Below are 23,277 nucleotides of genomic sequence, written 5' to 3'. Positions count from 1 at the left end.
ACAAATAAGAATAATTCTTATTCTAACAATTAAAAATACTTCTACATTGCTTCATTCAGCCAATAAATATGGTTTTTCAGCCAAACTATTAAGCGATTATTTCTTTTCATCTTTTTTATTATAGTAAACGTCATATGCCGTTTGAAATGTCTGTACATGCAATTTAACCAAATCTTCTAAATTTTGATAACCTCCTGCTAAAACAAACATGATAGGAATACCCGATTTTTTGGCTAGATTAAAAACAATTTCTTCTCTTTTTTGAATAAGTTCCGTGCTAAACCATGCAGAACCATAGGGGTCTGCTTGGTGGCAATCCATACCTGCTTGGTAAATAATAATATCGGCTTGCCATTCACTCGCACGTTGAAATGCTTCATGCAACGCCATGTTATATTGCGCAAATCCACCATGTTTGGTATGCACATGACGACTTTCTGCACGCTCGTAGGTTGGATAACCAAATGCTAAACCATAAATACTAAAATTATATAAATTATCTAATCTACGGGTAAATTCAGCAGTTCCATCACCCCCATGTTGGTCACAATCTAGAACAAAAATTCGCTTATTGGGATAGTTTTGTGCGATGAGTGCTAAACCATTAAAAGTACAAAAAGAGCCACCATACTCATAACTTGCATGGTGAAAGCCCTGTGCGATATTGGCGGAAATACCGTGCTGAAAAGCCAATTCAGTTGCTAATAATTGCCCTGCATGAATGCATAACACTGCATCCCTCAACTGTTCATTCCATGGTTTAAACCCAGAAAATGTCGCAAGTTTTTTAGGCTGTCCTGTTAAAAAAGCATCGACATATTTAGGTGAATGCAAAGCTTTTAGAATTCCTGAATCAATCAATTCAGGTTCATGAAATTTATAATCATTTACTTGTTGCAGTTGTTCTGCGACCGCGATCAATTTTTCCATGCTATTGGTATGCGTTTGAGCAAAATAGCGTGGAGAAAAACAAACATTTAGCATAAAACTATCCGAGACTTAATGCTCTAAGTTGTGAGTTAGCAACATCATTTAATTGTTTGAGTAGTGTTGTATCTGGACTAAACAGCCCATTATTCACTTGTTGTTCAAAGTGTGTACTAAAGGCTCTTTTACGATTTTCTGGAGACACAGCCAAAGTCGTGAGGCGCAAAAACCAGAAAGATTGAATAGATTTATAAGGGATCACAAACCCCTTGAACTCTTGATTTGGTACTTTATCTTCAATTTGTTCAATATCATAATCTGCCGAAAATAAAGATCCGATTGGAAGACGAACTCCATTCATAATTAAAGGTTGTAAATTAATACATGAATGATTATCGCCCATATTCATTTTTTCAATGAGTAATGGTCGGTTCTGTTCATCGACAAAAATATTTATCGAACCCTGTCTCAGCATCGATCGGTGTGCAATTTTAAGAAAAAAAGTTTCAGCCATCGGGCAAGAACCCACTTTAGGTTTTTCTTTTAAAGTCTGTATTTCAATCAAACCTGTTTCATTTACAGTTTTTGGCAAAATTACATCTTCTAGCATGCTACAAATTATTTTACTTTCTTCAAGCTTTGCATGTTGTGAAAGTTTTCTTAAACTTCCTTGGAGAATAACCTCTTGCTTAACTAAATCTTTAAATTCTTCAGCTTTGGTTATTTTTAAAAAATTTTCAATCGATGAGTTATGATCTAAATTATGCCAATCTTCGATCTCTAAATTATAAATACTTTTTTGATCGACAATTTTTTTCAATTTCTTAAAATCATAATCTTGAAATATTTTTAAATCTGTTGCCTCAACAACATCACGCGGAAAATTAATAAATTCTGCAAGTACTCTGGTCGCTTGAGTAAATCCACAGCCACGGCGTTCAGTTTGATGCGAATAGTGCTCATTCAACATCTCTGTCAATTTATCTGATAAAGGAAAAACTTGTTCCTTAAACAAACTCACGACTTCATGATCTGATGACATATTCATTGATTCCATTCAATCTATTCATTTTTAAAATAAAACTTTTATTATGAATAAATTAGCACTATCAACCTAAGAACTCAACACACTATTATTTAAGTGTCGATTCAATCATCATCTGTAACATTTAAGTATCATTACTGTGCAAATGGACAGAGCACATGAGTGCTTACATTATTCTCTATGCCACACTACGCTCTAAACAATCACGGATTCTAGCGGAATTTTAAAATTCCATAACTGAATATTTTTAAGCTAATCATTCAGACTTAATTCATAATTTTTATTTTTGCGGTGGAATAGAATACGTACCTGTCACATGCGCCACGGGTTCATCATTATCAATTGAATAGATAAAAACCTCTCCAACCACTAAGGCTTTTCCAACTTTCATCAATTTACACACGCCACGAATATCCACACCACCTGAAGGCTTACGTAAAAAATTAATATTCATATTGGTCGTCACAGCTAAACCGATTAAACCAATTTCTCCCATGATCGCAACATAGAGTGCGAAATCAGCCAAAGCCATCATGGTAGGTCCTGAAATCGTTCCACCTGGTCGAAGGTCTACATCTGCAACTTTCCATAGGAGCGTAGAACCTTTATCAGAAACATCTTCTATTTCGCAGCGTTCAAGACTTGGTGTAAAAAAGTGTTGTAAAAACTGTACGATTTCTTCTTTTGAACTTTTCATAAAACGATCTATATCCTTTATATCTCATTCAATATAAATCGTTTTTGAATAATAGGGTTAAACTCTAAAGTTCATTTTTTTCAATAAAAAGACAACTCTTGCCAATGTCTTCATTATAAATACTGCAAAGCTGCTGCAAAAACCTGTTCAGGACTTTGGGTTGCATCTAAACGTTTCATACGATTAGGGTTTTGAGTATGAATTTCCTCAAAACCAGAACGTACTTTTTCAAAAAAACTTACTTTTTCTTGCTCAAAACGATCTAAAGCACCACGTTCACGTGCACGTGTCATCCCCAATTCAATCGGTGCATCTAACCAAAAGGTAATATCAGGCATTTTTGCGACAAAATTATCATTTAATAATTTTAATTTATCACGGCTTAAACCACGACCCGCACATTGGTAAGCAAAACTTGAATCGGCAAAACGATCACATAAAACAATTTTATTTTGTGCTAAAGCGGGCAAAATAATTTGTTCTAAATGCTGTGCTCGTGCGGCATACATCAACAATAACTCTGTATCATGACTCATTTTTTCATCATGACTGACCGACAGTAATAAAGAACGAATTTGCTCTGCAAGTGGTGTTCCACCCGGTTCACGCGTTAATACGACTTCTTTATCTTGTTGTTGAAAATAATCAAAAAGTTTACGAATGAGCGTGGTTTTTCCTACACCTTCTGTACCTTCAAAACTAATAAACATGCTCATTCCTTAATTCTTCGCTCGCATAACTTCAATATATTCTTGCACTGCACGATTATGATCTGACAAATTCGATGTGAATTTATGTCCACCATTGCCTGTTGCAACAAAATAAATATTCTCTGAATCATCTGGGTGCATTGTCGCTTCAATGGCTTTTTTACTTGGTAATGCAATCGGTGTAGGTGGTAAACCATTGATCGTATAAGTATTATAAGCTGTCGGTGTACGTAAATCTTGTTTAGAAATTTTACCCGTGTATTTATCACCCATACCATAAATTACAGTTGGATCTGTTTGTAGACGCATTCCCAATTTAATACGGCGATAAAAAACCCCAGAAACTTGACGTAACTCTCTGTCTACACTGGTTTCTTTTTCGATAATAGAGGCCATAATTAAGGCTTCATATTTATCTTTATACGGTAAATTTGGATCACGCTTTTCCCAAGCTTCATTCAAAATCTTCATTTGACGTTGGTACAAATCAGTCAGAATTTGCTTATCCGTTGCACCTTTATCAAAGAAATAAGTATCTGGTGCAAAAAGCCCTTCAGGATGATCATAAGGAATATTTAAATCTTTCAATAATTGCGCAGTTGGTAACTTCACAACCGATTTATTCACCAATGGATCATTTTTCAAAGCTTGAATCAGCTGTTTTGCTGTCGTTCCTTCAATCACAAGAATGCGATTCATTTGTGCATTATTCGAATCAGACACCATTTGCAAAACTTGGCGCATATTCATGCCTTGATTGACTTCATACACCCCAGCTTTCATAGTGTCATGAATAAAAAACTTACGATAAAGTTTTAGAATAATCGGAAAACTAACTTTGTCATCTTTTGCAAGTTCATCAATAAAACCTGTATACGTTTCACCATGCGAAATAGATAACTTCTGCTTTTTCCCCTCTACAGGATAAGCTTTAAAAATACTCATTTTTAAAATAATTGCACCGATAATAAAAAGTGCAATAAACGCAATAACAATGCCCTTAAATATTTTATGGGCTGCTTTATCTGGGGTTTTCTTTTTAGATTTAGGCTTAGATTTAGCTTGCGGCATGAGAATTAAACTGACTTAAATGTAAAGTTTCAAATAACTCAACGCAAGGCTGAGTGTCTAAATTACGGTGATTCAATGCACTCACAATTTTCATCGGACTTAACGCATTACAAAAGAATAAACTTTGCATATGTTGAATTTTATCCATATCAATAAAACATTGCTTACATGAAATACCTTGCTGCACCATTCGTGACAAAATTTCTGCGCGCATCACACCATGTACGCCATTATAGCGGAGTTCCGGAGTAATCCATGTATTGTTTAGTCGAATAAAACAATTACTGCTCACGCCTTCCACAATTGCACCTTGCACATCCGTCACCAATGCCTCTTGCCAACCTTTTTCTAAAGCCTCTTTCTTTAACATGACTTGTTCTAAACGATTCAATGTTTTAAGCCCAACCAAATTCGGCATTGTTAAACCCATCGCTTGATCTAAAACACCACTTTGAATAAATTCAGGTTGGAAATTTGAATGCTTTTTTGGGTAATAAAAAACATATATATCTGCAGCGTGTTCAGGCATGGCATAACCACGATCTCCGTCACCACGACTCAGAACAATTTTTAATGTGCCATCAAGCACTGCAAACTGCTGCTGTAATAATGTGATGCTTTTATTCAAAACCTCAAAATCAAATTGTAAAAACATCCGCTCTGAAGCCAATTTTAAACGTGCCCAATGTAATTGTTTTAACTCTAAATCATTGTGATGGAATCGCGCAGTGGTAAAGCAACCATCTCCATAATGAAACGCTCGATCCAAAAGATTTATTGAATCAATTTGTTGAGCATTTTTAAAACAAATCATCACGCTATTCTTCCTCGTCTTTACACCAATTTTGTTAAGGATAGACATAAAAGCTATTTCTCTTTTATTCATATAAAATTCGTTTTTTATTATTTTTTATGAATAAAGACTAGCGTTATGCTGCCCACATATTAACGAACTTCTGAAAAAGTTGGGGACTAAAACCATGAAATTTTCAAAAATTAAATTAGCTGTTGTTGCAACATTATTGTCTGCTTCAACATATTCCATCGCTGCGAAAGATTTTTTAAATGTATCTTACGATCCAACCCGTGAGTTGTACGATAGTTTTAACAAACAGTTTGCAACGTATTGGAAATCTAAAACTGGGCAAGATATTAACTTTAAACAATCACATGGCGGATCTGGTAAACAAGCACGTGCGGTAATTGATGGTTTAAGTGCAGATGTTGTGACTTTGGCACTTGCAGCTGACATTGATGCAATTGCACAAAATAGTGATTTGCTTCCAAAAGATTGGCAGAAAAAATTCCCACAAAACTCGACGCCATATACATCAACAATCGTGTTCTTAGTGCGTAAAGATAATCCTAAAGGCATTAAAGACTGGGGCGATTTAGTTAAACCTGGTGTTGAAATTGTTACGCCAAATCCTAAAACATCGGGTGGTGCGCGTTGGAACTATTTAGCTGCATGGGCTTGGGCAAAACATAAATATGGTACAGATGCAAAAGCACAAGAGTTTGTTCGCCAAATTTATAAACAAACCAAAGTTTTAGACTCTGGCGCACGTGGTTCAACCACTACATTTGCAGAGCGTGGTATTGGTGATGTGTTATTGGCTTGGGAAAATGAAGCATTCTTAGCGACTCGTGAACAACCTGGCAAGTTTGAAATTATTACACCTTCATTATCAATTTTAGCTGAACCACCTGTTGCAATTGTAGAAAAAAATGCAGCTAAAGATGGTAACTTGAATTTAGCCAAAGCATATTTGAACTATTTATATTCACCAGCTGGTCAAGAAATTGCGGCAAAGAATTATTATCGTCCACGTAATGCTGCAACATTGAAAAAATACGCAGCTACGTTTAAACCATTAAAATTGGTGACGATTGATAAAGAATTTGGTGGATGGACTAAAGTTCAAAAACAACATTTTGAAAATAATGGTGTATTTGATCAAATCGTAAAAGCCAACAACAAGTAATAACCAGTCAAAGCAGAGGCAGGAGTTCAATCATGGTGCACACAGTTATTGTTCCCGGTGTTGGTGGAAGTGATCATAAGCATTGGCAAACGTGGTTACAAAATCAATTAACGCACAGTACTCGTGTGCATCAGAAAAATTGGGATAAACCTATTCTGCAACTTTGGGTTAAAGAATTGGTCAAAGTCCTAAATGCAACAGATCATCCAATCCAGATTGTTGCACATAGTTTCGGTTGTTTAACTTGTGTAGCAGCATTACATGAGCACCCTGAACTGATCACGAAAGTAAAAAAATTGGTTTTGGTCGCTCCTGCAAATCCTGAACGCTTTGGCTCAAATGGTTTTGCTGCTGATAGTATTGGCAATTACAAAACATATTTTTATGGTTTAAAAATTCGTGTTCCCACTGAAATATTAATCAGTGAAAATGATCCGTGGTTCAACTTTGATGATGTCCAAAACTTAACCAAAGCATGGCATATCAAAGCAGTAAATTTAGGAAATGTGGGGCATATCAATGTCGCTTCGGGTTTTGGCCCCTTTCCTGAAATTTTTAATCACATGATTCCAGAACAGAAAAGCGCTTTTATAAGCAAAATTGATATGAAAAAGTTATTTTTTAAATTTGCATTTTAATCAATGCCTTTTAAGCTTTGCGCAATTTATTTAAATTTTTGCTTATTGAGTTTCAATAAGCTTTCTCTCTTTTGAGGAGTCATCATGTCGCAGCGATCCCGAGTGCTGCCAGGATTTGGTCTTTCACTAGGCTTCACTCTAGCGTATTTATCATTAATTGTTCTGATTCCTTTATCAGCTGTATTCATAAAATCTATGGGTGTCGGTTGGGATGGTTTCATTGAAATCATTAGTTCAGAACGTATTCTTAAATCCTTACAATTGAGCTTTAGTACTGCAATTATCGCAGCACTGATCAATGTAGTTTTTGGTTTGCTCTTGGCTTGGTGTCTCGTTCGTTATACCTTTCCAGGTAAACGTATTGTCGATGCGCTAGTCGATTTACCTTTTGCATTACCCACTGCTGTTGCAGGTATTGCCTTAACATCGCTCTATGCACCAACAGGTTGGATTGGGCAATATTTAGAACCTCTCGGTATCAAAGTGGCATATACACCGATCGGGATTACTTTAGCCCTGATTTTTATTGGTATTCCTTTTGTTGTTCGAACAGTTCAACCTGTTTTAAGTGACTTAGAAACAGAGCTTGAAGAAGCTGCATCGGCTTTGGGTGCAAACCGTTTGCAAATTGTAATCAAAATTATTTTACCTATTCTATTTCCAGCATTGTTGACTGGTTTTGCTTTGGCATTTGCTCGTGGTGTAGGTGAATATGGTTCAGTCATTTTCATTGCAGGTAACCAACCGTTTAAAACTGAAATCGCTCCTTTGATGATTATTTCTCGTTTAGAAGAATATGATTATGCAGGTGCAACAACCATTGCTGTAGTCATGTTAGTGCTCTCATTCTTTATTTTGTTCTTAATTAATTTAGTGCAAGCTTGGGCAAGCCGCCGTACAGGGAGAACAGCAAGATGAGTTTAACAACCAACAGTAATGCCTTGGCGGAAAAACTACAATCTCGTGATGCAACTCGTGAACCAGAATGGGTACGCTATACATTAATTACAATTGCATTGATTTTTTTCCTAGGCTGTTTAATTCTTCCATTGATATTGGTCTTTGTCGAAGCGTTTAAGCAGGGTGTTCATGTTTATTTTCAAGCTTTAATTAATCCAGATACCTTATCTGCTGTTAAATTAACATTACTTACAGCCGCAATTGCAGTGCCATTAAATGTCATCTTTGGTGTAGCAGCGGCATGGTGTGTTGCCAAATTTAACTTCCGTGGTAAAGCCATTTTAACCACCATTATTGATACTCCCTTTTCAGTATCCCCTGTTATTGCAGGTTTAATGCTGGTACTGATTTTTGGTTCACAGGGGTGGATTGGTGGCTGGTTAATGGATCATGACATTAAAATTCTCTATGCAACACCTGCGATTGTTCTCGCAACAGTCTTCATTACCGTACCGTTTGTTGCACGCGAGTTAATTCCTTTAATGGAAGCACAGGGTACAGAAGAAGAAGAAGCAGCGATCGTTTTGGGTGCTTCAGGTTGGCAAACCTTCTGGAAAGTAACGCTTCCTAATATTAAATGGGGTCTGATTTACGGCGTGATCCTATGTAATGCACGAGCGATGGGTGAGTTTGGTGCAGTATCAGTGGTCTCCGGGCATATTCGTGGTGAAACCAATACCTTGCCTTTACATGTAGAAATTTTATATAACGAATATACCTTTAGCGCTGCATTTGCCGTGTCATCACTGCTTGCATTATTAGCGATTGTCACATTGATTTTAAAAACATGGGTTGAATTTCGCCAAGAAAAACAAAACCGTGAAAACCAAGAATCTACAGTTTCTTAAGGAATGACCACATGAGTATTCAAGTTAAAAATATTGAAAAGCATTTTGGTGCATTCCATGCACTCAAAGATATCTCTTTAGATTTTCCAGACGGTCAATTGGTTGCACTCTTAGGTCCATCGGGTTGTGGTAAAACGACACTATTACGTATCATTGCAGGCTTAGAATCTGCAGATCGTGGTCAGGTAATTCTTGAAGGTACCGATGCAACTAAAATTCACGTTCGTGAACGCCAAGTCGGTTTTGTATTTCAGCATTATGCGTTATTCCGCCACATGACTGTATATGAAAATGTCGCATTTGGTTTACGTGTTCGCCCACGTGCAATCCGTCCAAATGAAGCTGAAATTAAAAAACGTGTTACTCGTCTATTAGATTTAGTACAACTTGGCTTTTTGGCAGATCGCCATCCTGCACAGTTGTCTGGCGGACAACGTCAACGTATCGCACTGGCTCGCGCATTGGCTGTAGAACCACGTGTATTGCTACTAGACGAGCCGTTTGGTGCGTTAGATGCTAAAGTTCGTAAAGAACTACGTCGTTGGTTACGCACTCTGCATGACGAATTACATATCACCTCTATTTTCGTAACCCATGACCAAGAAGAAGCGTTAGAAGTTGCAGATCAAATTGTCGTCATGAATAAAGGTGATATTGAACAAATTGGTTCACCACGCGAAGTATATGAAAAGCCGTCAACACCTTTTGTTTTTGACTTTTTAGGGCAAGCCAATCGTTTTGAAGGCGAAAATCATCAGGGTATTATTCGTATTGGTGAAGATAAAATTATCCTACCTTCTGCAAAAAATACTGCTGATGGTAAGGTTATTGCATTTGCACGACCAAATGAATTGAAAATCCATGCTCAACCGACTGAAAATGCAATACAAGCCACCTTCTTACGTGAAATTTGGATTGCAGGTAAAGTCATGGCTGAATTACAAGATCGTCAAGGACATTTGATTGAAATTGCTTTAAATCCAGAAGAAGCAAAACTACATCAATACAGACCAAATCAAACAGTATGGGTGAGTCCATCTACACTCCACCTATTTGAAAATCAAGTCGCTTAAATGACGATAGGATGAGTATAAAAAATATACTCATCCGCAATTGAGGTATCCATAAAATGAATTTTCAACAATTACGAATTATTCGAGAAACAGTTCGACAAAACTATAATCTAACCGAAGCATCGGCTGCACTTTACACCTCACAATCGGGTGTAAGTAAACACATTAAAGATTTAGAAGATGAATTAGGCGTACAGCTTTTTGTTCGTAAAGGTAAGCGTTTACTCGGTTTGACAGAACCAGGACAAGCCTTATTAAGCATTGTAGAACGCATGTTAATTGATGCAGATAATATCAAACGTCTTGCTGATGATTTTAATAAAGTCGATGAAGGCACATTAACCATTGCCACTACACATACCCAAGCCCGTTATGTGTTACCGCCAATTGTCAATCTATTCAAAAAAGCATTTCCAAAAGTACATTTAATTTTGCAACAAGCCAGCCCTGTTGAAATTTCTGAAATGTTACTTCTAGGACTTGCTGATATAGGTATTGCAACTGAGTCTTTAACAACTGAAAGTAATTTGGGCAGTGTGCCATTTTATAACTGGAAACACAGCATCATTACCCCGCAAGATCATCCACTAACCAAAATTCATCCAAAAGACATTACCTTAGAAAAATTAGCAGAATTTCCAATCATCACTTACCACGGTGGTTTCACAGGCCGCTCTAAAATTGATAAAGCCTTTGAAGATGCCAATCTTGATGTCGATATTGTAATGTCCGCTTTAGATGCAGATGTCATTAAGACTTATGTGGAATTGGGCATGGGTGTCGGTATCGTCAATGATGTGGCTTATGACACTGAACGTGACCATCGCTTAAAACAAATCCATATTGATATTTTTGGTTTAAACACCACTTGGATTGCTGTGCGTAAAGGACATTTACTGCGTGGTTATGGCTACGAATTTATTTCACTTTGTTCACCCGAAGCAGATATCAGAGCATTGAAAAAAATCGCTTATCCTGAAGACTAACTTAACCATTTTCGTCCACTTTTTAATCAGAATTTCCAATCTGGGGCAATTGCCCCATTTTTTATAAAAAAATGATCAAATACACCTGTTTTCATTGACAAAAATATAAAAAATTGAATTAATAGTGTAAATATCGATCAAAAAATACTTCTCTGATCACCTTTCGATATTTTAAACGCACACACTCATCAGCATTTTAAGCTCACTTTTACCTCTCATGATCATTAAAAGAATCCATCATATTTATTCATATTTCGGGGAGATATATGAAAAAAAAGTTCTGGGGATTCGTGTTTAGCACATCCATCCCTGTGCTATGCCATTCGGCGGGTATGGAAACCTCGGATCAATCCATACTTTCCTTTTTAGAAACAGGAAACTATGTCGAATTATCCTATGCTGAAATGTATGCAGATGTTGCTGGAAAAGTCCAAAATCAATCTGAACTCCAAAAAATCGGGATTTCTAATTTCTCTACTGGAAATTTGGTCAATGATTATCACTTTGCCAATGCAGCAGCAAAGCTACAAATCAGTCCGCAGCTTTCCTTTGGTCTGATCTATGATCAACCTTATGGTGTCGATGTTGACTATGAGTACAAACCGCTATCATATCTTGGTCAGCAGCGTATTGAGGCAACTCAGTTAAATTTTGAAAGCGAAAATTTAACCATATTAATGGGTTATCAACCCTCTTCACGTTGGAATATTTATGCAGGTGGTGTCTATCAACAATTGCAAGGGCATATAGATTTATACGGGGCAAACTATTCAATCCTAAGTGGTTATCAAGCAAAATTTAAACAAAGTTCAGGAAATGGTTGGCTGGCAGGTTTAAGTTATCAAATCCCAGAATATGCACTTAAAACAGCTCTCACCTATCGTTCGACAATCACACATAAATCTACGGTTACTGAAACCGTTTCAGATAAAGCCATCAATGTGGTTCCTTTTGCAAAAACAGAGATCACCACACCACAGTCAGTCAATCTAGATGTGCAAATAGGGCTCAATAAAAAAAATATTCTATATAGTAATTTACGATGGATAAATTGGAAAGATTTCGAAATTCAACCTAGACAATTTGGCGCAATTGTAGATTTAGCTGTGCAGCAATATCCGCAATACATTAAACCATTTAATATGATTGCCTATAAAAATGATCAGGTCTCTGCAAAATTAGGAATTGCACATATCTTCTCTGAGCAATGGTTGACTACAGCAGATTTTTCTTGGGATTCTGGCAGTGGCAATCCTGCCAGTACGCTCAATCCATCAGATGGATATTATGCTTTTGGTTTAGGTGCTTTATATAAATTCCATAAAAATATTTTCATCGCTTATGGATTAAAATATTTTAAATTAAACAAGGCAGAAGTTCGTAATATAAATATTAATAACCCTGTGACACAAAATTCTACGTTATCCGCTGTCGCAGATAATCACGCTTTGGGTCATGGCATTAAAATCGCTTATCGGTTTTAACAGAGAAATTGATTGATCAATCATAAAAAAACGAGCCGAAGCTCGTTTTTTTTGTGTACTCAGTATTCAACCACTGTAGCTAGAATACTCAGTTCAACAACTTACCAGTGTAAGCTTACACCGACTTTACCCACTGGCAGCCACTCATATTTATTATCATTACTAATTTTATTGGCTTCTGCATTTACTGCTTGACCAAGTGTACGACCATCATCACCAATTAAATCAGGATGGTTTGAAACCAATTGAACAGTTGGATTTCCTGTGTAATAAGCACCTACCTCACCAAATACGCCAATATTTTTAGTAATTTTAGGTGCAAAACCTAAACCTAAATAAGGTGCAATATCGTTGTCGTATTTTTGATTACCTTTAATAGAAACATCGTCATTTAAACCCGCATTGAAACGCGAACCATCTACTTTAAATGAAGCATTTTTACCAACATTACGGGTTACATCGTAGTCATTATCGATATAAGCCACACCCGCAGCGACATATAATCCTTGAGCCCATATATTCTGACTTGCACCAAATGGACGAATTTCGGCATTTAAATAAGCCAATTTATTATCCATGTCTAAGTCATACTTAGAACCATTAATTTTCAAGTCATCTGACCAAGAAATATCACCACCGTTATAACCTAATGCCAAACCTACATACGGATTAGCAGTCCAAAGTAAAGCACCACCGTAACCAGTTGTACCAATTTCGGCACGTGCGCCAGTCGGAATTAATTGGTTGACATCAAATGCTTTACCTTGATTGACAACGGCTTCATCAGCCATAGCTAGTCCAGAAGCAGATAATGCAGCAGCAATAGCCAATACTTTTAATACTTTCATTTATTTCTCCTCAAATACTGAGTTTGTTCTTTAATCATTCATGTGTTTTAACCTTACCAACAAGATCATATGTGAATTAATCTTAACAATTAATAGTCAAATTGATGAGTTTTTGTTATTTTTTGATACAATTGAGCGTGAGTTGTTGTTTTTCAACAGATTGACTTTTAAATTATTTTAATAATTATATGTTTTTATTATTTTCATATACATTTTTAAATTAGTTTTTTCGATTGAAACTCGATTTTATATCTAATCCAAGTCCGATTTGGTGTAGAATCTTTAAAATTTTTTGGGAAGGAAGATCATGTCTCAGCTTTCAACGATCATTGAACAAGCGTTTGAAAACCGTGCTAACTTTACTGCAGCTGATTGCTCTTTAGAAGTTCGCCAAGCTGTTGAACAAGCTATTGCGGGTTTAGATAACGGAACTTTACGCGTAGCTGAAAAAATTGATGGTGAATGGATTGTTCATCAATGGCTGAAAAAAGCGGTATTGTTATCTTTCAAATTGAATGATAACAAGCCTATCGAATCTTGTGATCTTCGATTCTATGATAAAGTAGATACTAAATTTACAGGTTGGACTGAAGCGCAATTTAAAGCTGCTGGTGTACGTGTTGTACCACCTGCTGTTGCGCGTAAAGGCTCTTTCCAAGCGAAAAACGTAGTGTTGATGCCTTCTTATGTCAATATTGGCGCTTATGTAGATGAAGGTACAATGGTAGATACATGGGCAACTGTTGGTTCATGTGCACAAATTGGTAAAAATGTTCACCTTTCTGGTGGTGTAGGCATTGGTGGTGTTCTTGAACCACTTCAAGCAAATCCAACAATTATTGAAGATAACTGCTTCATCGGTGCTCGTTCTGAAATTGTTGAAGGTGTGATTGTTGAAGAAGGCTCTGTAATTTCAATGGGCGTTTTCATTGGTCAATCGACTAAGATTTTTGACCGTGCAACAGGTGAAGTTCATTACGGTCGCGTTCCTGCAGGTTCTGTAGTTGTTGCGGGCAGCCTTCCTTCTAAATGTGGTACTTACAGCTTGTATGCTGCAATTATCGTGAAGAAAGTAGATGCACAAACTCGTTCTAAAACAAGTTTGAACGAACTTCTTCGCGAAGACTAATTCGTAATATTTCCTGCGGAGTTATCGCTCCCCATCTCTACGGTCATCTCTGAGCGTAGAGATTTTTCATTTTGTAACCTGTGGTAAAATCTCATGAATGCGCTTCGTTCTTCTACTATTCCTGTTTCTGATCCGTCTGCGGGACTACGTATCACGGAGATTTTTTATTCTTTACAAGGTGAAGCCAACGCTGCTGGCTTACCGACTGTTTTTATTCGTTTAACTGGCTGTCCTTTGCGTTGTACTTATTGTGATACAACCTATTCTTTCGAGGGTGGTGAGCGTCAATCACTCGATCAAATTATTCAAACAACACTTGATTATAAAACACCTTATATTTGTGTAACTGGTGGTGAGCCACTTGCTCAGCCCAATGCTTTACCATTAATGCAACGTCTGGCAGACTTAGGCTGCGAAGTTTCTTTAGAAACCAGCGGTGCTTTAGATGTGTCTAAAGTTGACCCACGTGTTTCAAAAGTTTTAGATTTAAAAACGCCAACTTCTGGTGAGGTTGCACGAAATTTACTGAGTAATTTTGATCATTTAACAGCACATGATCAAATAAAATTTGTCATTTGTAATCGTGAAGATTATGAATGGTCTAAACAGCAAGTTGAGCAATATACGCTCAATGAAAAAGTCAGTACCGTATGGTTTTCCCCTGCTTTTGCAGTTGAAAAAGGTGCTGCTCGCTTACCTCAACTTGCACGTGATTTAGCACAATGGATTTTAGATGACCATCTCCCTGTTCGCTTCCAATTACAGCTGCATAAGTTGCTTTGGAATGATGAAACTGGTCGTTAATCTTATCGTTAATTATTAATATTTTGGAGAGTTTGATATGCGCACTCGTGCCATCGTCTTATTATCTGGCGGCTTAGACTCAACAACATGTCTAGCTTGGGCACAAGCAAATTATGACTGTATTGCGCTCAGTTTTATGTATGGTCAGCGTTCTACAACTGAGTTAGATGCTGCACAAACAATCGCCCAGCAAGCGGGGGTTGAACATCGTGTTATCAATATTGATTTGGGTAATTTAGGCGGTTCTGCACTGACAGACCTGACCATTGATATCCCTGATCATGAAACTGATGGTGTTCCTGTAACTTATGTTCCAGCGCGTAACACCATCTTTTTGTCCTATGCACTAGCTGCGGCTGAAGTATTTGGTGCAGAAGCAATCGTAATTGGAATCAATGCTGTTGATTATTCAGGATATCCTGATTGTCGTCCTGAGTTTATCGATGCTTTTGCCAATATGGCACGTTTAGCAACTAAGGTTGGCGTTGAAGGAAAACCGCTTAAATTTGAAACACCTCTGTTACATTTATCCAAAGCGAATATAATACGCTTAGGCATCGAACATGGCGTAGACTATAGTCAAACGGTCTCATGTTACCAAGCAGATGACCAAGGACGTGCTTGTGGCAAATGTGATAGCTGTCGACTTCGCAAACAAGGCTTTATGGATGCAGGTGTTACAGACCCAACGCGTTATATACAGCAATAACAAGGTACAGTTTATGAAAAATTTAAAATCAGGTCTTATTCTTTCAGCTTTATTTTCTGCTTCAGCTTTATTCGGTTCTAGCGCTTTCGCTGCTGAATCAAATGCAATACAACAAGCTTACCAAAGCGCAAATGTAAAATCTGCTTTGATTGGCGTGTGTAAAACAGAAACAGCGAAAGGTGGAAAATTAACTGCTGCAGAAGTCAGCAAATACTGTTCTTGTGCTGTTGAGTCTGATGGTAAATTAACCAATGATCAAAAATGGCAAATCCAAAGTGCGATAAACCAAAAGAAAAGCCCTGCTACACTTGCTTTTGTTCAAAAGAACAACCAAGATCTTCAAGCATGTTTTGGACCTCAGTTAACGGGTAAATTAAAAACCTTAACTGAAGCTGCAATGAAAGCAGCTCAAGCTAAAAAATAATTGCTGCATGAATATTGAAGCCTGCTTTATGCAGGCTTTTTTATCGTTTATGATTGATTTAAAAAGATAAATTTATGAATAATCTTACTTATTGCCCCTTACAAAATCATAAATTTATTGCTTCTTATAGTGGTGGTAAAGACAGTAGTCTTGCACTCTATCATGCGATGCAAACGGGTACTGCTGTTGCTTTAATCGTGATGTTAGAAGAACAAGGTTTAAGATCACGCTCACATGCAATGCCTCACAATATTATCGATGCACAAGCAGCTGCACTCGGTTTACCTATTTTAAAAACAGCCGCGACTTGGGAAAACTATGAGCAACAATTCATTCAATTACTGGATCAAGCAAAACAGTACGATGCTGAAATACTAGTCACTGGTGATATCGACTTAATCGGACATGCAGAATGGAATCAATCCGTTTGTGAACGTAGTAAGCTAGAACTGTGTATGCCACTTTGGCAAAAACCACGAATCGACGTAGTAAATGAACTCATCCAATTGGGTTTCAAATGTATTATCGTCACTATTAACCTAAATTTAGGTATGAAAATTGAAGACTTAGGTCAAATTTTAACGCAAGATTTTGTAGATGAACTCATTTCACGTGGGATTGACCCATGTGGTGAATTAGGTGAATTTCACACCACTGTAATTGATGCACCGATGTTTAAAACGCCACTTTCAGTACATAAAGGTGATATTCTCTATCACGAAAATTATGCTTTTTTAGCACTTGAATTAGAACATCGTGAATTTAAGGAATGACAATGACTGAACACATTCAACTCCCAAATCAAATTTTTCCTGCCACAACGGGTGAAATAAACCTGACAGAAATTGCATCTGAATGGTTGATTTTATATTTCTATCCAAAAGATTCTACACCAGGCTGCACCACTCAAGCTGTTGGTTTTTCATGCTTAAAAGATCAATTTGATACATTAAATACCACCATCATTGGTGTTTCACGTGACTCTGTAAAAGCCCATCAAAACTTTACCGAAAAGCAATCACTGACGATTAATTTAATTAGCGATAAAGAAGAAGTGCTATGTAAACACTTTGATGTCATTAAAGAAAAAAATATGTATGGCAAAAAAGTTATGGGGATTGAACGCTCAACCTTCATTTACCATAACGGTCAATTAGTGAAAGAATATCGTAAAGTTAAAGCCGCTGGACATGCAGAACAAGTTTTAGACGATTTAAAAGCACTACAAGCTGGATAATAGACACACGCGAATGAATCAATGAGTTTGTTAATAAATGAATCTTGCTGATCAAGTTCGTTAATAAAATCAAGTAGATTACACCTCCCACATTCTGGGAGGACGCTTGATTGAGCATTAAACCAATAATGAGAGAGCAATGCTCCACATAACGAAACCAATAATAAAATCTAATATTTTCCAAGATTTGGCATTCTGAAATATCGGCAATAAAAAACGTGCACCAAAGCCTAAACTAAAAAAGAATAGCCATGATGCAGTCACAGCACCCAATGCAAAAGACAGTTGAGTATCTTGAAACTGTGTAGAAATCGAGCCAATCAAGACCACTGTATCTAAATAAACATGTGGATTTAACCATGTTAATGCAAGACAGATCAGTACCATTTTTAACAATTGAGATTCATCTTTTATACTCAATTCTAAACTTTCTGAACCTTTCCAAGATTGATAAAAATGCTGTGCGCCATAAAATAATAAAAATGTCGCACCTAAATATTTTGCCCAATCGACAATTTCAGGGTGTGTTTGCACAATCTTAGAAAAACCCATTACGCCGAGTAAAATTAAAATTGAATCGGATGCAGCGCATACAGCACAGATCCAAAATACATTTTGCTTTTTTAAGCCCTGTTTCAGTACAAAAGCATTTTGCGCCCCAATGGCTAGAATGAGACTAAAAGCTACGGCTAAGCCTTGGATATAACTGTGCAACATGATGAAACTACACTTTTGATCAATCGGATGAATATCCGTGATTATCCAAGAAAAATTTATCAAATAAGTATTTCTAAGTAAATATTAGCTAAACTAAGTTATTCTTAGCTGATAAAAACTGTACTTTCACTATTCTGAATGTTTACTTCAGAGCAAAACTATTCCCCAAATTGAGTGATACCGATGTTACAAAGCAAGCAAAGTGAAGCTTTTTTAGCGGTCGCTGAAACAGGAAGTTTTGAACTCGCAGCGGAAAGGCTGAATATTACTGCTTCTGCTGTCACATTACGTGTACAAAGTTTAGAGAAAAATTTAGGGCATTTACTGATTGTCCGAGAAAGACCCTGCCGTGTGACACAAGCAGGACTATCACTTTTACATTATCTACAACATAGCCGATTGTTAGAGCAAAATTTTATTCAGAACTTAACTGGAAAAATTGCAAATTCTGCTTTTTATCAAATAAATATAGCCACCAATGCTGACTCATTAGCAACATGGCTATTACCATTACTGCAAGATACGATCATCAAACAAAAAATCATCGCCCACTTTCATGTCGATGATCAATCTCAAACACATCATTTACTTGAAGCAGGTTTAGTCAATGCTTGTGTAACGACTGAATCTCAGCCTATGAAAGGCTGTGTAGCAGCATATTTAGGTCGCATGAATTATCGTTTTACCATGACGCCAACATTTGCACAGCAATGGTTCCCACAAGGTCTTCATCGAGATGCCCTTCGTGCTGCACCTGCATTAATTTTTAATGAAAAAGATCAAATGCATACCCATGCGATCCAACAGCGATTTGGATTAAATCCCACCCAATATCCGCACCACTGTATTCCATCTTCAAATGGATTTGTTGATGCAATGATGATGGGTTTAGGCTATGGATGGTTGCCCAATTATCAAGCTGAAAAGCCACTCAATAATGGTACACTCGTTGAGATTGCACCTGAATTACAAATCGAATTACCACTTTATTGGCATCATTGGAGACGGCAATCCATTCAGCTTGAATCTCTGACAAAAGTCTTGATTGAACAAGCTCAGCTCTTTTTAAATGGTGATTAATAATTCGAAATACTAAGTGAATATGACTATTTTTAATTCATGGATGATTGAGCTTACTATTGCCCTGACACTTCAATTTTGACTGACTAAAAAATTGTAATGACAAAGAGCAGTAAACCTTTAATTTTATAAATTAGAAAGATCATGCTTTAGAAATTTATCTTTAAGCTCTTGATATAAAATTGTTTGTTGAAATTTTTCTAAAAACTCAATCGTTCCTAAAGGAAACTCTATGCGTTTAATTTCACCCCTATAATAGGCTTCACGCAAAGGTGTTGCAGAAATTGCATCTTTTAGACTATCTAATTCTACTAATTGCCATTCTGGAAAAAGCTGCAAATAATAAGAAGAATCATCTTTAAAATGACCAATTAAACCCGCTTTATCTGTTGGTTTCACAATAGCTGCGACCAAAGATTTCACCAAACCCACCCACTTCACATCATTATAAACATCAATAACATGCACAAAATGAATTCGTTTTTGATCGTCTTTTGAAAAATTAGACAAAATCATCTGTTCACGTTCAGATGCTAAAAATGGATTTTTTGTATTACGCTCATCCTGAGCAGAACCCAATGCTAAAATTACATTGGCACTTTGCTGCAATGCAATTTTAATGGTTTGCATATGTGCCAAATGAAAAGGCTGAAAACGCCCTATATAAACTAGATAATCAAATGTATATTTCATATGAATCAAACTTTTTTATGAACTCATCAGTTGCACTACGATTTAAAATATGCGACATAATGAAGGTATAAAAGAAATATTCGGTTTAAAGCAAGGATAGTACGATGACTCTCAGTTGTATTCAACAACCACATCAGCATTTAAATGCAAATTTAGAAAATGGTATTTTGACTTTAGCCATTAACCGCCCAGAAGCAAAGAATGCTTTATACAGTGAATTATATTTGTGGATTGCTAAAGCTATAGACGAAGCCGATTCAGATCGTGATGTTCGTGTGGTGCTTTTACGAGGTGCAGATGCAGATTTCAGTGCTGGTAATGACATGAAAGACTTTCTTGCCTCTTTGCAATTACAGCAACAAGGTCATGAAGGTGATGGCCCTCCATTTGTATTACTCAAATCTGCGGCACGTTTGTCTAAACCACTTATTTGCGCTGTCCGTGGTGTTGCAATTGGTATTGGTGTAACCGTACTTTTACATGCCGACCTTGTTTATAGCGATAATACTGCCCTATTCCAAATTCCTTTTGTCAGTTTGGGTTTATCTCCTGAAGGCGCCTCAAGTAAATTATTGATTCAACAAGGTGGTTACCATAAAGCAGCTGAGTTATTGTTAACTGCACAAAAATTTAACAGTGAAAAAGCTGTAAGTGCTGGGCTAGTGAATAGCATTGAAGATGATGTATACGGTCATGCTTTACGTCAAGCTCAAGCTTTAGCAGCATTGCCATTGGCATCATTAGTACAGACCAAAGCACTCATGAAGCACAATCTTGAAGAAATTGTTCAATGTATTGATGACGAAGCCGTGGTCTTTATGAAACGTGTTAAATCACCTGAAATAGCAGAAGCTGTTGCGGCATTTATGCAAAAGCGTAAACCTGATTTTGCACAGTTTAACTGATCCAATCCGATGTAAATTAAAGCCACATCGTTTTCTTAAATGATGTGGCTTTTTATTTTAACAATTCATACAAATTATTCTGGAAATAAACAATCATGTCCAAGAACAACAAAACTGAGAAAGCTGAAAAGAAACGCTATTACGAACCTGCCCCACAGGATATTGATATCGATAATTTCCGTAAGGTGATTGAAAGCCGACGTTCAGTACGTAAATTTACCGATAAAGCGATTCCTGCTGATGTATTAGATGCCTGTTTAGATTTGGCACTGCTTGCACCGAACTCATCTAATTTACAACCATGGACTTTTTATGTGGTACAAAATGTAGATAAGAAAAAACGATTGGTTAAAGCCTGTTTAGATCAATTTGCGGCAAAAACTGCTGCTGAATTAATTGTTTGTGTGGCACGTACAGATCGTATCGATGAAATGTCAAAGCTGAATATCAGCGAATTCCCTCTACCAGAAGTTCCACCACTTGTACAAAAGTATTATAAGTTCATCCCTTACAACTATAAAACTGGTTATTTCAATGCTTTAGGTAACTTCAAGAAAGTTGCTTTCAAAGTTGCTCGTACCTTGAATAAACAATTGCCTGTTACTGCTTTTAACCCTGCCGATGCTATTCTTTGGGCGAGTAAAACTACGGCACTGGCTTGTGAAAACTTAGTTTTATCTTTACGTGCCTATGGTTTTGACAGTTGTATGATGGAAGGTTTTGATGAGCCAATGGTACGTAAACTGCTCAATCTGAATGATCAACAATATCCAATCATGGTAATTGGTGCAGGTGAACGAGCGAAAGATGGTGTATTCATGCCACAGTATCGCTTTGATCGTGATTTATTTATTCAGAAAGTTTAATCATCTTGAATATTCAGGTACTTCAAACGGAGTGCCTAGATTTCTATGACGTAAATGCATGTTTATAAAAAATTTACTCAATTTTTAACAACTGCAAAAAATAATACAGATCAGTGGATGATAATATGATCTCGTTCAGACCATCATTACGATGCAAAAACCATTGGTAAAGATAAAACCATTGGTAAAGATAAAACTATCGCCAAGAATGTTTTTAAATAAATTCAATGCCGATAACATTGTCAAATTGTTAATAGCTAATTGTTATAATTCGATATTTAAAATCTGAATAAATTCAAAAGCAGGCTCTTCATAAGGATGGCTTAGCTTTAATGCTCTTGCAACTTGTGATGCCTTATCTTCTGGTACAATTGTTTCCACTCGCCATTCAGGAATGGTTTCCAAAGAATCCAATTCACCTATAAATGGATTTGCGCCTTTGACTGGTTTAAATTGCCCTGTACCTAAAACTTGCCATGAGCAATGTTCATAATGACCTATACCACCTGCCCCTGCCGCAAAAATCGCAAATTTGGTAGATTCTAAATGGGATTCTGGAACATAGTAGATAAGTTTGAGCATGCTAAAATCCACATCAATATTACTGTTGATCGTTAAACTATATCAATTTATTGCTTAAATATAAGAATAAATATTTACTCATCCAGTTTAACTAATAGAATTTGTAAATAATGATATTTTAAAAATCTGAATGTACAAACTCTCTTTCGAATAAAGGGAGTAAATCTTTTTCCTGAGCAGGCCCTATATATTCAATAAACATTTTAAGACCTGAAAGACGTGAATCACTAAGGGTTGATCAATATTAAAAATGTTTAGATTACTTACAACCATCTCATTTTTTTATTCAAGTAAGATCATTCCATCTAAAATAATGCTTACAATTTTAAATATAATCCAGTTTTTTATTTATCTCCACATTTCTTATAAAAGAACATAATCATATATCACAAATCATCAGAATACATTTAATAAAAAAATGAGAGCTTTCGCTCTCAAAAAACAACCTGATATCATATATTTTAAAAAAATATTTCAATTTAACAGCTAAAATTATAAATGCACTATCCTCATAAATATATCCCTAATTAAATTACCAGTTTTCTATTAATCATATGGCGTAATTAATAATAATTAATAATAAGGACTTTATGTTGATCATCATTAATATTTTCAAGTTTTAGAACTGCCATTTCATTATTTTTTGTGAGTAGTTCCTTTATATCAGCCCCTGTTTTTTCCTTAATATTTAGAGTTAGATTATTTATTGCCTTGCAATCTATATTTGTTGAATTAAAATCACAACTTGCCTCGACAATACTCGGCAGAGTAAAACTTGAAGTGCGACATAAACCACCTAATTAATTTAAAGGGTTTATGGAGTATATAAAATTGTCATACCATCATCTTAACTTTGAAG

At 36.3% G+C, this 23,277-nt stretch carries 26 protein-coding genes; 16 read left to right on the top strand and 10 right to left on the bottom strand.

Features of this window, described 5'->3' with window-relative positions:
* Positions 1–96 precede the first annotated feature (96 nt).
* From ACG94X_RS05955 to pabC, 6 genes are all read right to left on the bottom strand, one after another.
* Positions 97–984, bottom strand: coding sequence for an arginase family protein (locus ACG94X_RS05955; protein WP_419382831.1), 888 nt, complete (start codon positions 982–984; stop codon positions 97–99).
* Positions 985–988: 4 nt separating this feature from the next.
* Entirely contained in the window at positions 989–1,969 is a 981-nt protein-coding gene (locus ACG94X_RS05950; protein WP_419382830.1) for a hypothetical protein, read from the bottom strand.
* Between the two features lie 283 nt (positions 1,970–2,252).
* On the bottom strand, positions 2,253–2,669 hold the full coding sequence (locus ACG94X_RS05945) for a PaaI family thioesterase (protein WP_419382829.1): 417 nt from the start codon (positions 2,667–2,669) through the stop codon (positions 2,253–2,255).
* Positions 2,670–2,782: 113 nt separating this feature from the next.
* Positions 2,783–3,379 (bottom strand): dTMP kinase, encoded by a 597-nt coding sequence (gene tmk, locus ACG94X_RS05940; RefSeq protein WP_419382828.1) that lies wholly within the window; start codon positions 3,377–3,379, stop codon positions 2,783–2,785.
* Between the two features lie 9 nt (positions 3,380–3,388).
* A complete protein-coding gene (gene mltG / locus ACG94X_RS05935; RefSeq protein WP_419382827.1) occupies positions 3,389–4,450 on the bottom strand; it encodes an endolytic transglycosylase MltG in 1,062 nt (353 codons plus the stop codon).
* On the bottom strand, positions 4,437–5,264 hold the full coding sequence (gene pabC, locus ACG94X_RS05930; protein WP_419383025.1) for an aminodeoxychorismate lyase: 828 nt from the start codon (positions 5,262–5,264) through the stop codon (positions 4,437–4,439). The genes mltG and pabC overlap by 14 nt, the downstream gene beginning before the upstream one ends.
* Before the next feature lie 166 nt (positions 5,265–5,430).
* Between pabC and ACG94X_RS05925 the strand changes: the two genes are divergently transcribed.
* From ACG94X_RS05925 to ACG94X_RS05895, 7 genes are all read left to right on the top strand, one after another.
* A complete protein-coding gene (locus ACG94X_RS05925) occupies positions 5,431–6,435 on the top strand; it encodes a sulfate ABC transporter substrate-binding protein (RefSeq protein WP_419382826.1) in 1,005 nt (334 codons plus the stop codon).
* 32 nt (positions 6,436–6,467) lie between these two features.
* Complete coding sequence (locus ACG94X_RS05920) at positions 6,468–7,073, top strand: RBBP9/YdeN family alpha/beta hydrolase (protein WP_419382825.1); 606 nt, start codon at positions 6,468–6,470, stop codon at positions 7,071–7,073.
* A gap of 84 nt (positions 7,074–7,157) precedes the next feature.
* Complete coding sequence (gene cysT / locus ACG94X_RS05915) at positions 7,158–7,991, top strand: sulfate ABC transporter permease subunit CysT (protein WP_419382824.1); 834 nt, start codon at positions 7,158–7,160, stop codon at positions 7,989–7,991.
* On the top strand, positions 7,988–8,881 hold the full coding sequence (gene cysW, locus ACG94X_RS05910; protein WP_419382823.1) for a sulfate ABC transporter permease subunit CysW: 894 nt from the start codon (positions 7,988–7,990) through the stop codon (positions 8,879–8,881). The genes cysT and cysW overlap by 4 nt, the downstream gene beginning before the upstream one ends.
* Before the next feature lie 11 nt (positions 8,882–8,892).
* Complete coding sequence (locus tag ACG94X_RS05905; protein ID WP_419382822.1) at positions 8,893–9,954, top strand: sulfate/molybdate ABC transporter ATP-binding protein; 1,062 nt, start codon at positions 8,893–8,895, stop codon at positions 9,952–9,954.
* A 56-nt stretch (positions 9,955–10,010) separates the two neighbouring features.
* Positions 10,011–10,940 (top strand): CysB family HTH-type transcriptional regulator, encoded by a 930-nt coding sequence (locus ACG94X_RS05900; RefSeq protein WP_419382821.1) that lies wholly within the window; start codon positions 10,011–10,013, stop codon positions 10,938–10,940.
* Positions 10,941–11,206: 266 nt separating this feature from the next.
* Positions 11,207–12,424 carry an OmpP1/FadL family transporter gene (locus tag ACG94X_RS05895; protein WP_419382820.1) on the top strand — a complete coding sequence of 406 codons (1,218 nt, stop codon included), beginning with the start codon at positions 11,207–11,209 and terminating at the stop codon, positions 12,422–12,424.
* 101 nt (positions 12,425–12,525) lie between these two features.
* Here the strand turns inward: ACG94X_RS05895 and carO are convergent, their stop codons facing one another.
* Positions 12,526–13,272, bottom strand: coding sequence for an ornithine uptake porin CarO (gene carO, locus ACG94X_RS05890; RefSeq protein WP_419382819.1), 747 nt, complete (start codon positions 13,270–13,272; stop codon positions 12,526–12,528).
* A gap of 307 nt (positions 13,273–13,579) precedes the next feature.
* Between carO and dapD the strand changes: the two genes are divergently transcribed.
* The 6 genes from dapD (at position 13,580) to ACG94X_RS05860 (ending at position 17,575) form a co-directional block, all read left to right on the top strand.
* The gene (gene dapD, locus ACG94X_RS05885) at positions 13,580–14,401 is read left to right on the top strand and encodes a 2,3,4,5-tetrahydropyridine-2,6-dicarboxylate N-succinyltransferase (RefSeq protein WP_419382818.1); all 822 of its coding nucleotides are present in this window, start codon (positions 13,580–13,582) and stop codon (positions 14,399–14,401) included.
* Positions 14,402–14,494: 93 nt separating this feature from the next.
* Positions 14,495–15,205, top strand: coding sequence for a 7-carboxy-7-deazaguanine synthase QueE (gene queE / locus ACG94X_RS05880; protein WP_419382817.1), 711 nt, complete (start codon positions 14,495–14,497; stop codon positions 15,203–15,205).
* A 37-nt stretch (positions 15,206–15,242) separates the two neighbouring features.
* Entirely contained in the window at positions 15,243–15,914 is a 672-nt protein-coding gene (gene queC, locus ACG94X_RS05875; RefSeq protein ID WP_419382816.1) for a 7-cyano-7-deazaguanine synthase QueC, read from the top strand.
* A gap of 13 nt (positions 15,915–15,927) precedes the next feature.
* On the top strand, positions 15,928–16,338 hold the full coding sequence (locus tag ACG94X_RS05870) for a hypothetical protein (protein ID WP_419382815.1): 411 nt from the start codon (positions 15,928–15,930) through the stop codon (positions 16,336–16,338).
* Between the two features lie 74 nt (positions 16,339–16,412).
* Entirely contained in the window at positions 16,413–17,111 is a 699-nt protein-coding gene (locus ACG94X_RS05865) for a Dph6-related ATP pyrophosphatase (protein ID WP_419382814.1), read from the top strand.
* A 2-nt stretch (positions 17,112–17,113) separates the two neighbouring features.
* A complete protein-coding gene (locus ACG94X_RS05860; protein WP_419382813.1) occupies positions 17,114–17,575 on the top strand; it encodes a peroxiredoxin in 462 nt (153 codons plus the stop codon).
* 117 nt (positions 17,576–17,692) lie between these two features.
* On the opposite strand, the gene ACG94X_RS05855 is transcribed toward ACG94X_RS05860, so the two are convergent.
* Positions 17,693–18,292 carry a LysE/ArgO family amino acid transporter gene (locus ACG94X_RS05855; RefSeq protein WP_419382812.1) on the bottom strand — a complete coding sequence of 200 codons (600 nt, stop codon included), beginning with the start codon at positions 18,290–18,292 and terminating at the stop codon, positions 17,693–17,695.
* A gap of 183 nt (positions 18,293–18,475) precedes the next feature.
* On the opposite strand from ACG94X_RS05855, the gene ACG94X_RS05850 reads away from it, so the two are divergent.
* Entirely contained in the window at positions 18,476–19,372 is an 897-nt protein-coding gene (locus tag ACG94X_RS05850; protein WP_419382811.1) for a LysR family transcriptional regulator ArgP, read from the top strand.
* 126 nt (positions 19,373–19,498) lie between these two features.
* Here ACG94X_RS05850 and ACG94X_RS05845 read toward each other — a convergent pair whose 3' ends face one another.
* Positions 19,499–20,065, bottom strand: a complete 567-nt coding sequence (locus ACG94X_RS05845; protein WP_419382810.1) for a nicotinate-nicotinamide nucleotide adenylyltransferase — start codon at positions 20,063–20,065, stop codon at positions 19,499–19,501.
* A 104-nt stretch (positions 20,066–20,169) separates the two neighbouring features.
* Between ACG94X_RS05845 and ACG94X_RS05840 the strand changes: the two genes are divergently transcribed.
* Together ACG94X_RS05840 and ACG94X_RS05835 are read left to right on the top strand one after the other, a co-directional pair.
* Entirely contained in the window at positions 20,170–20,970 is an 801-nt protein-coding gene (locus ACG94X_RS05840; RefSeq protein ID WP_419382809.1) for an enoyl-CoA hydratase-related protein, read from the top strand.
* A 95-nt stretch (positions 20,971–21,065) separates the two neighbouring features.
* Positions 21,066–21,836, top strand: a complete 771-nt coding sequence (locus tag ACG94X_RS05835; RefSeq protein WP_419382808.1) for a nitroreductase family protein — start codon at positions 21,066–21,068, stop codon at positions 21,834–21,836.
* Positions 21,837–22,100: 264 nt separating this feature from the next.
* Here ACG94X_RS05835 and ACG94X_RS05830 read toward each other — a convergent pair whose 3' ends face one another.
* Positions 22,101–22,418, bottom strand: coding sequence for a YqfO family protein (locus ACG94X_RS05830; protein WP_419382807.1), 318 nt, complete (start codon positions 22,416–22,418; stop codon positions 22,101–22,103).
* Positions 22,419–23,277: the final 859 nt, after the last annotated feature.

Origin of the sequence: Acinetobacter psychrotolerans (assembly GCF_048552595.1) — a bacterium.
Taxonomy (GTDB): Bacteria; Pseudomonadota; Gammaproteobacteria; order Pseudomonadales; family Moraxellaceae; genus Acinetobacter.
Note: the sequence above shows the minus strand (reverse complement) of the source record. Positions and strands in the feature narration are given on the sequence as shown.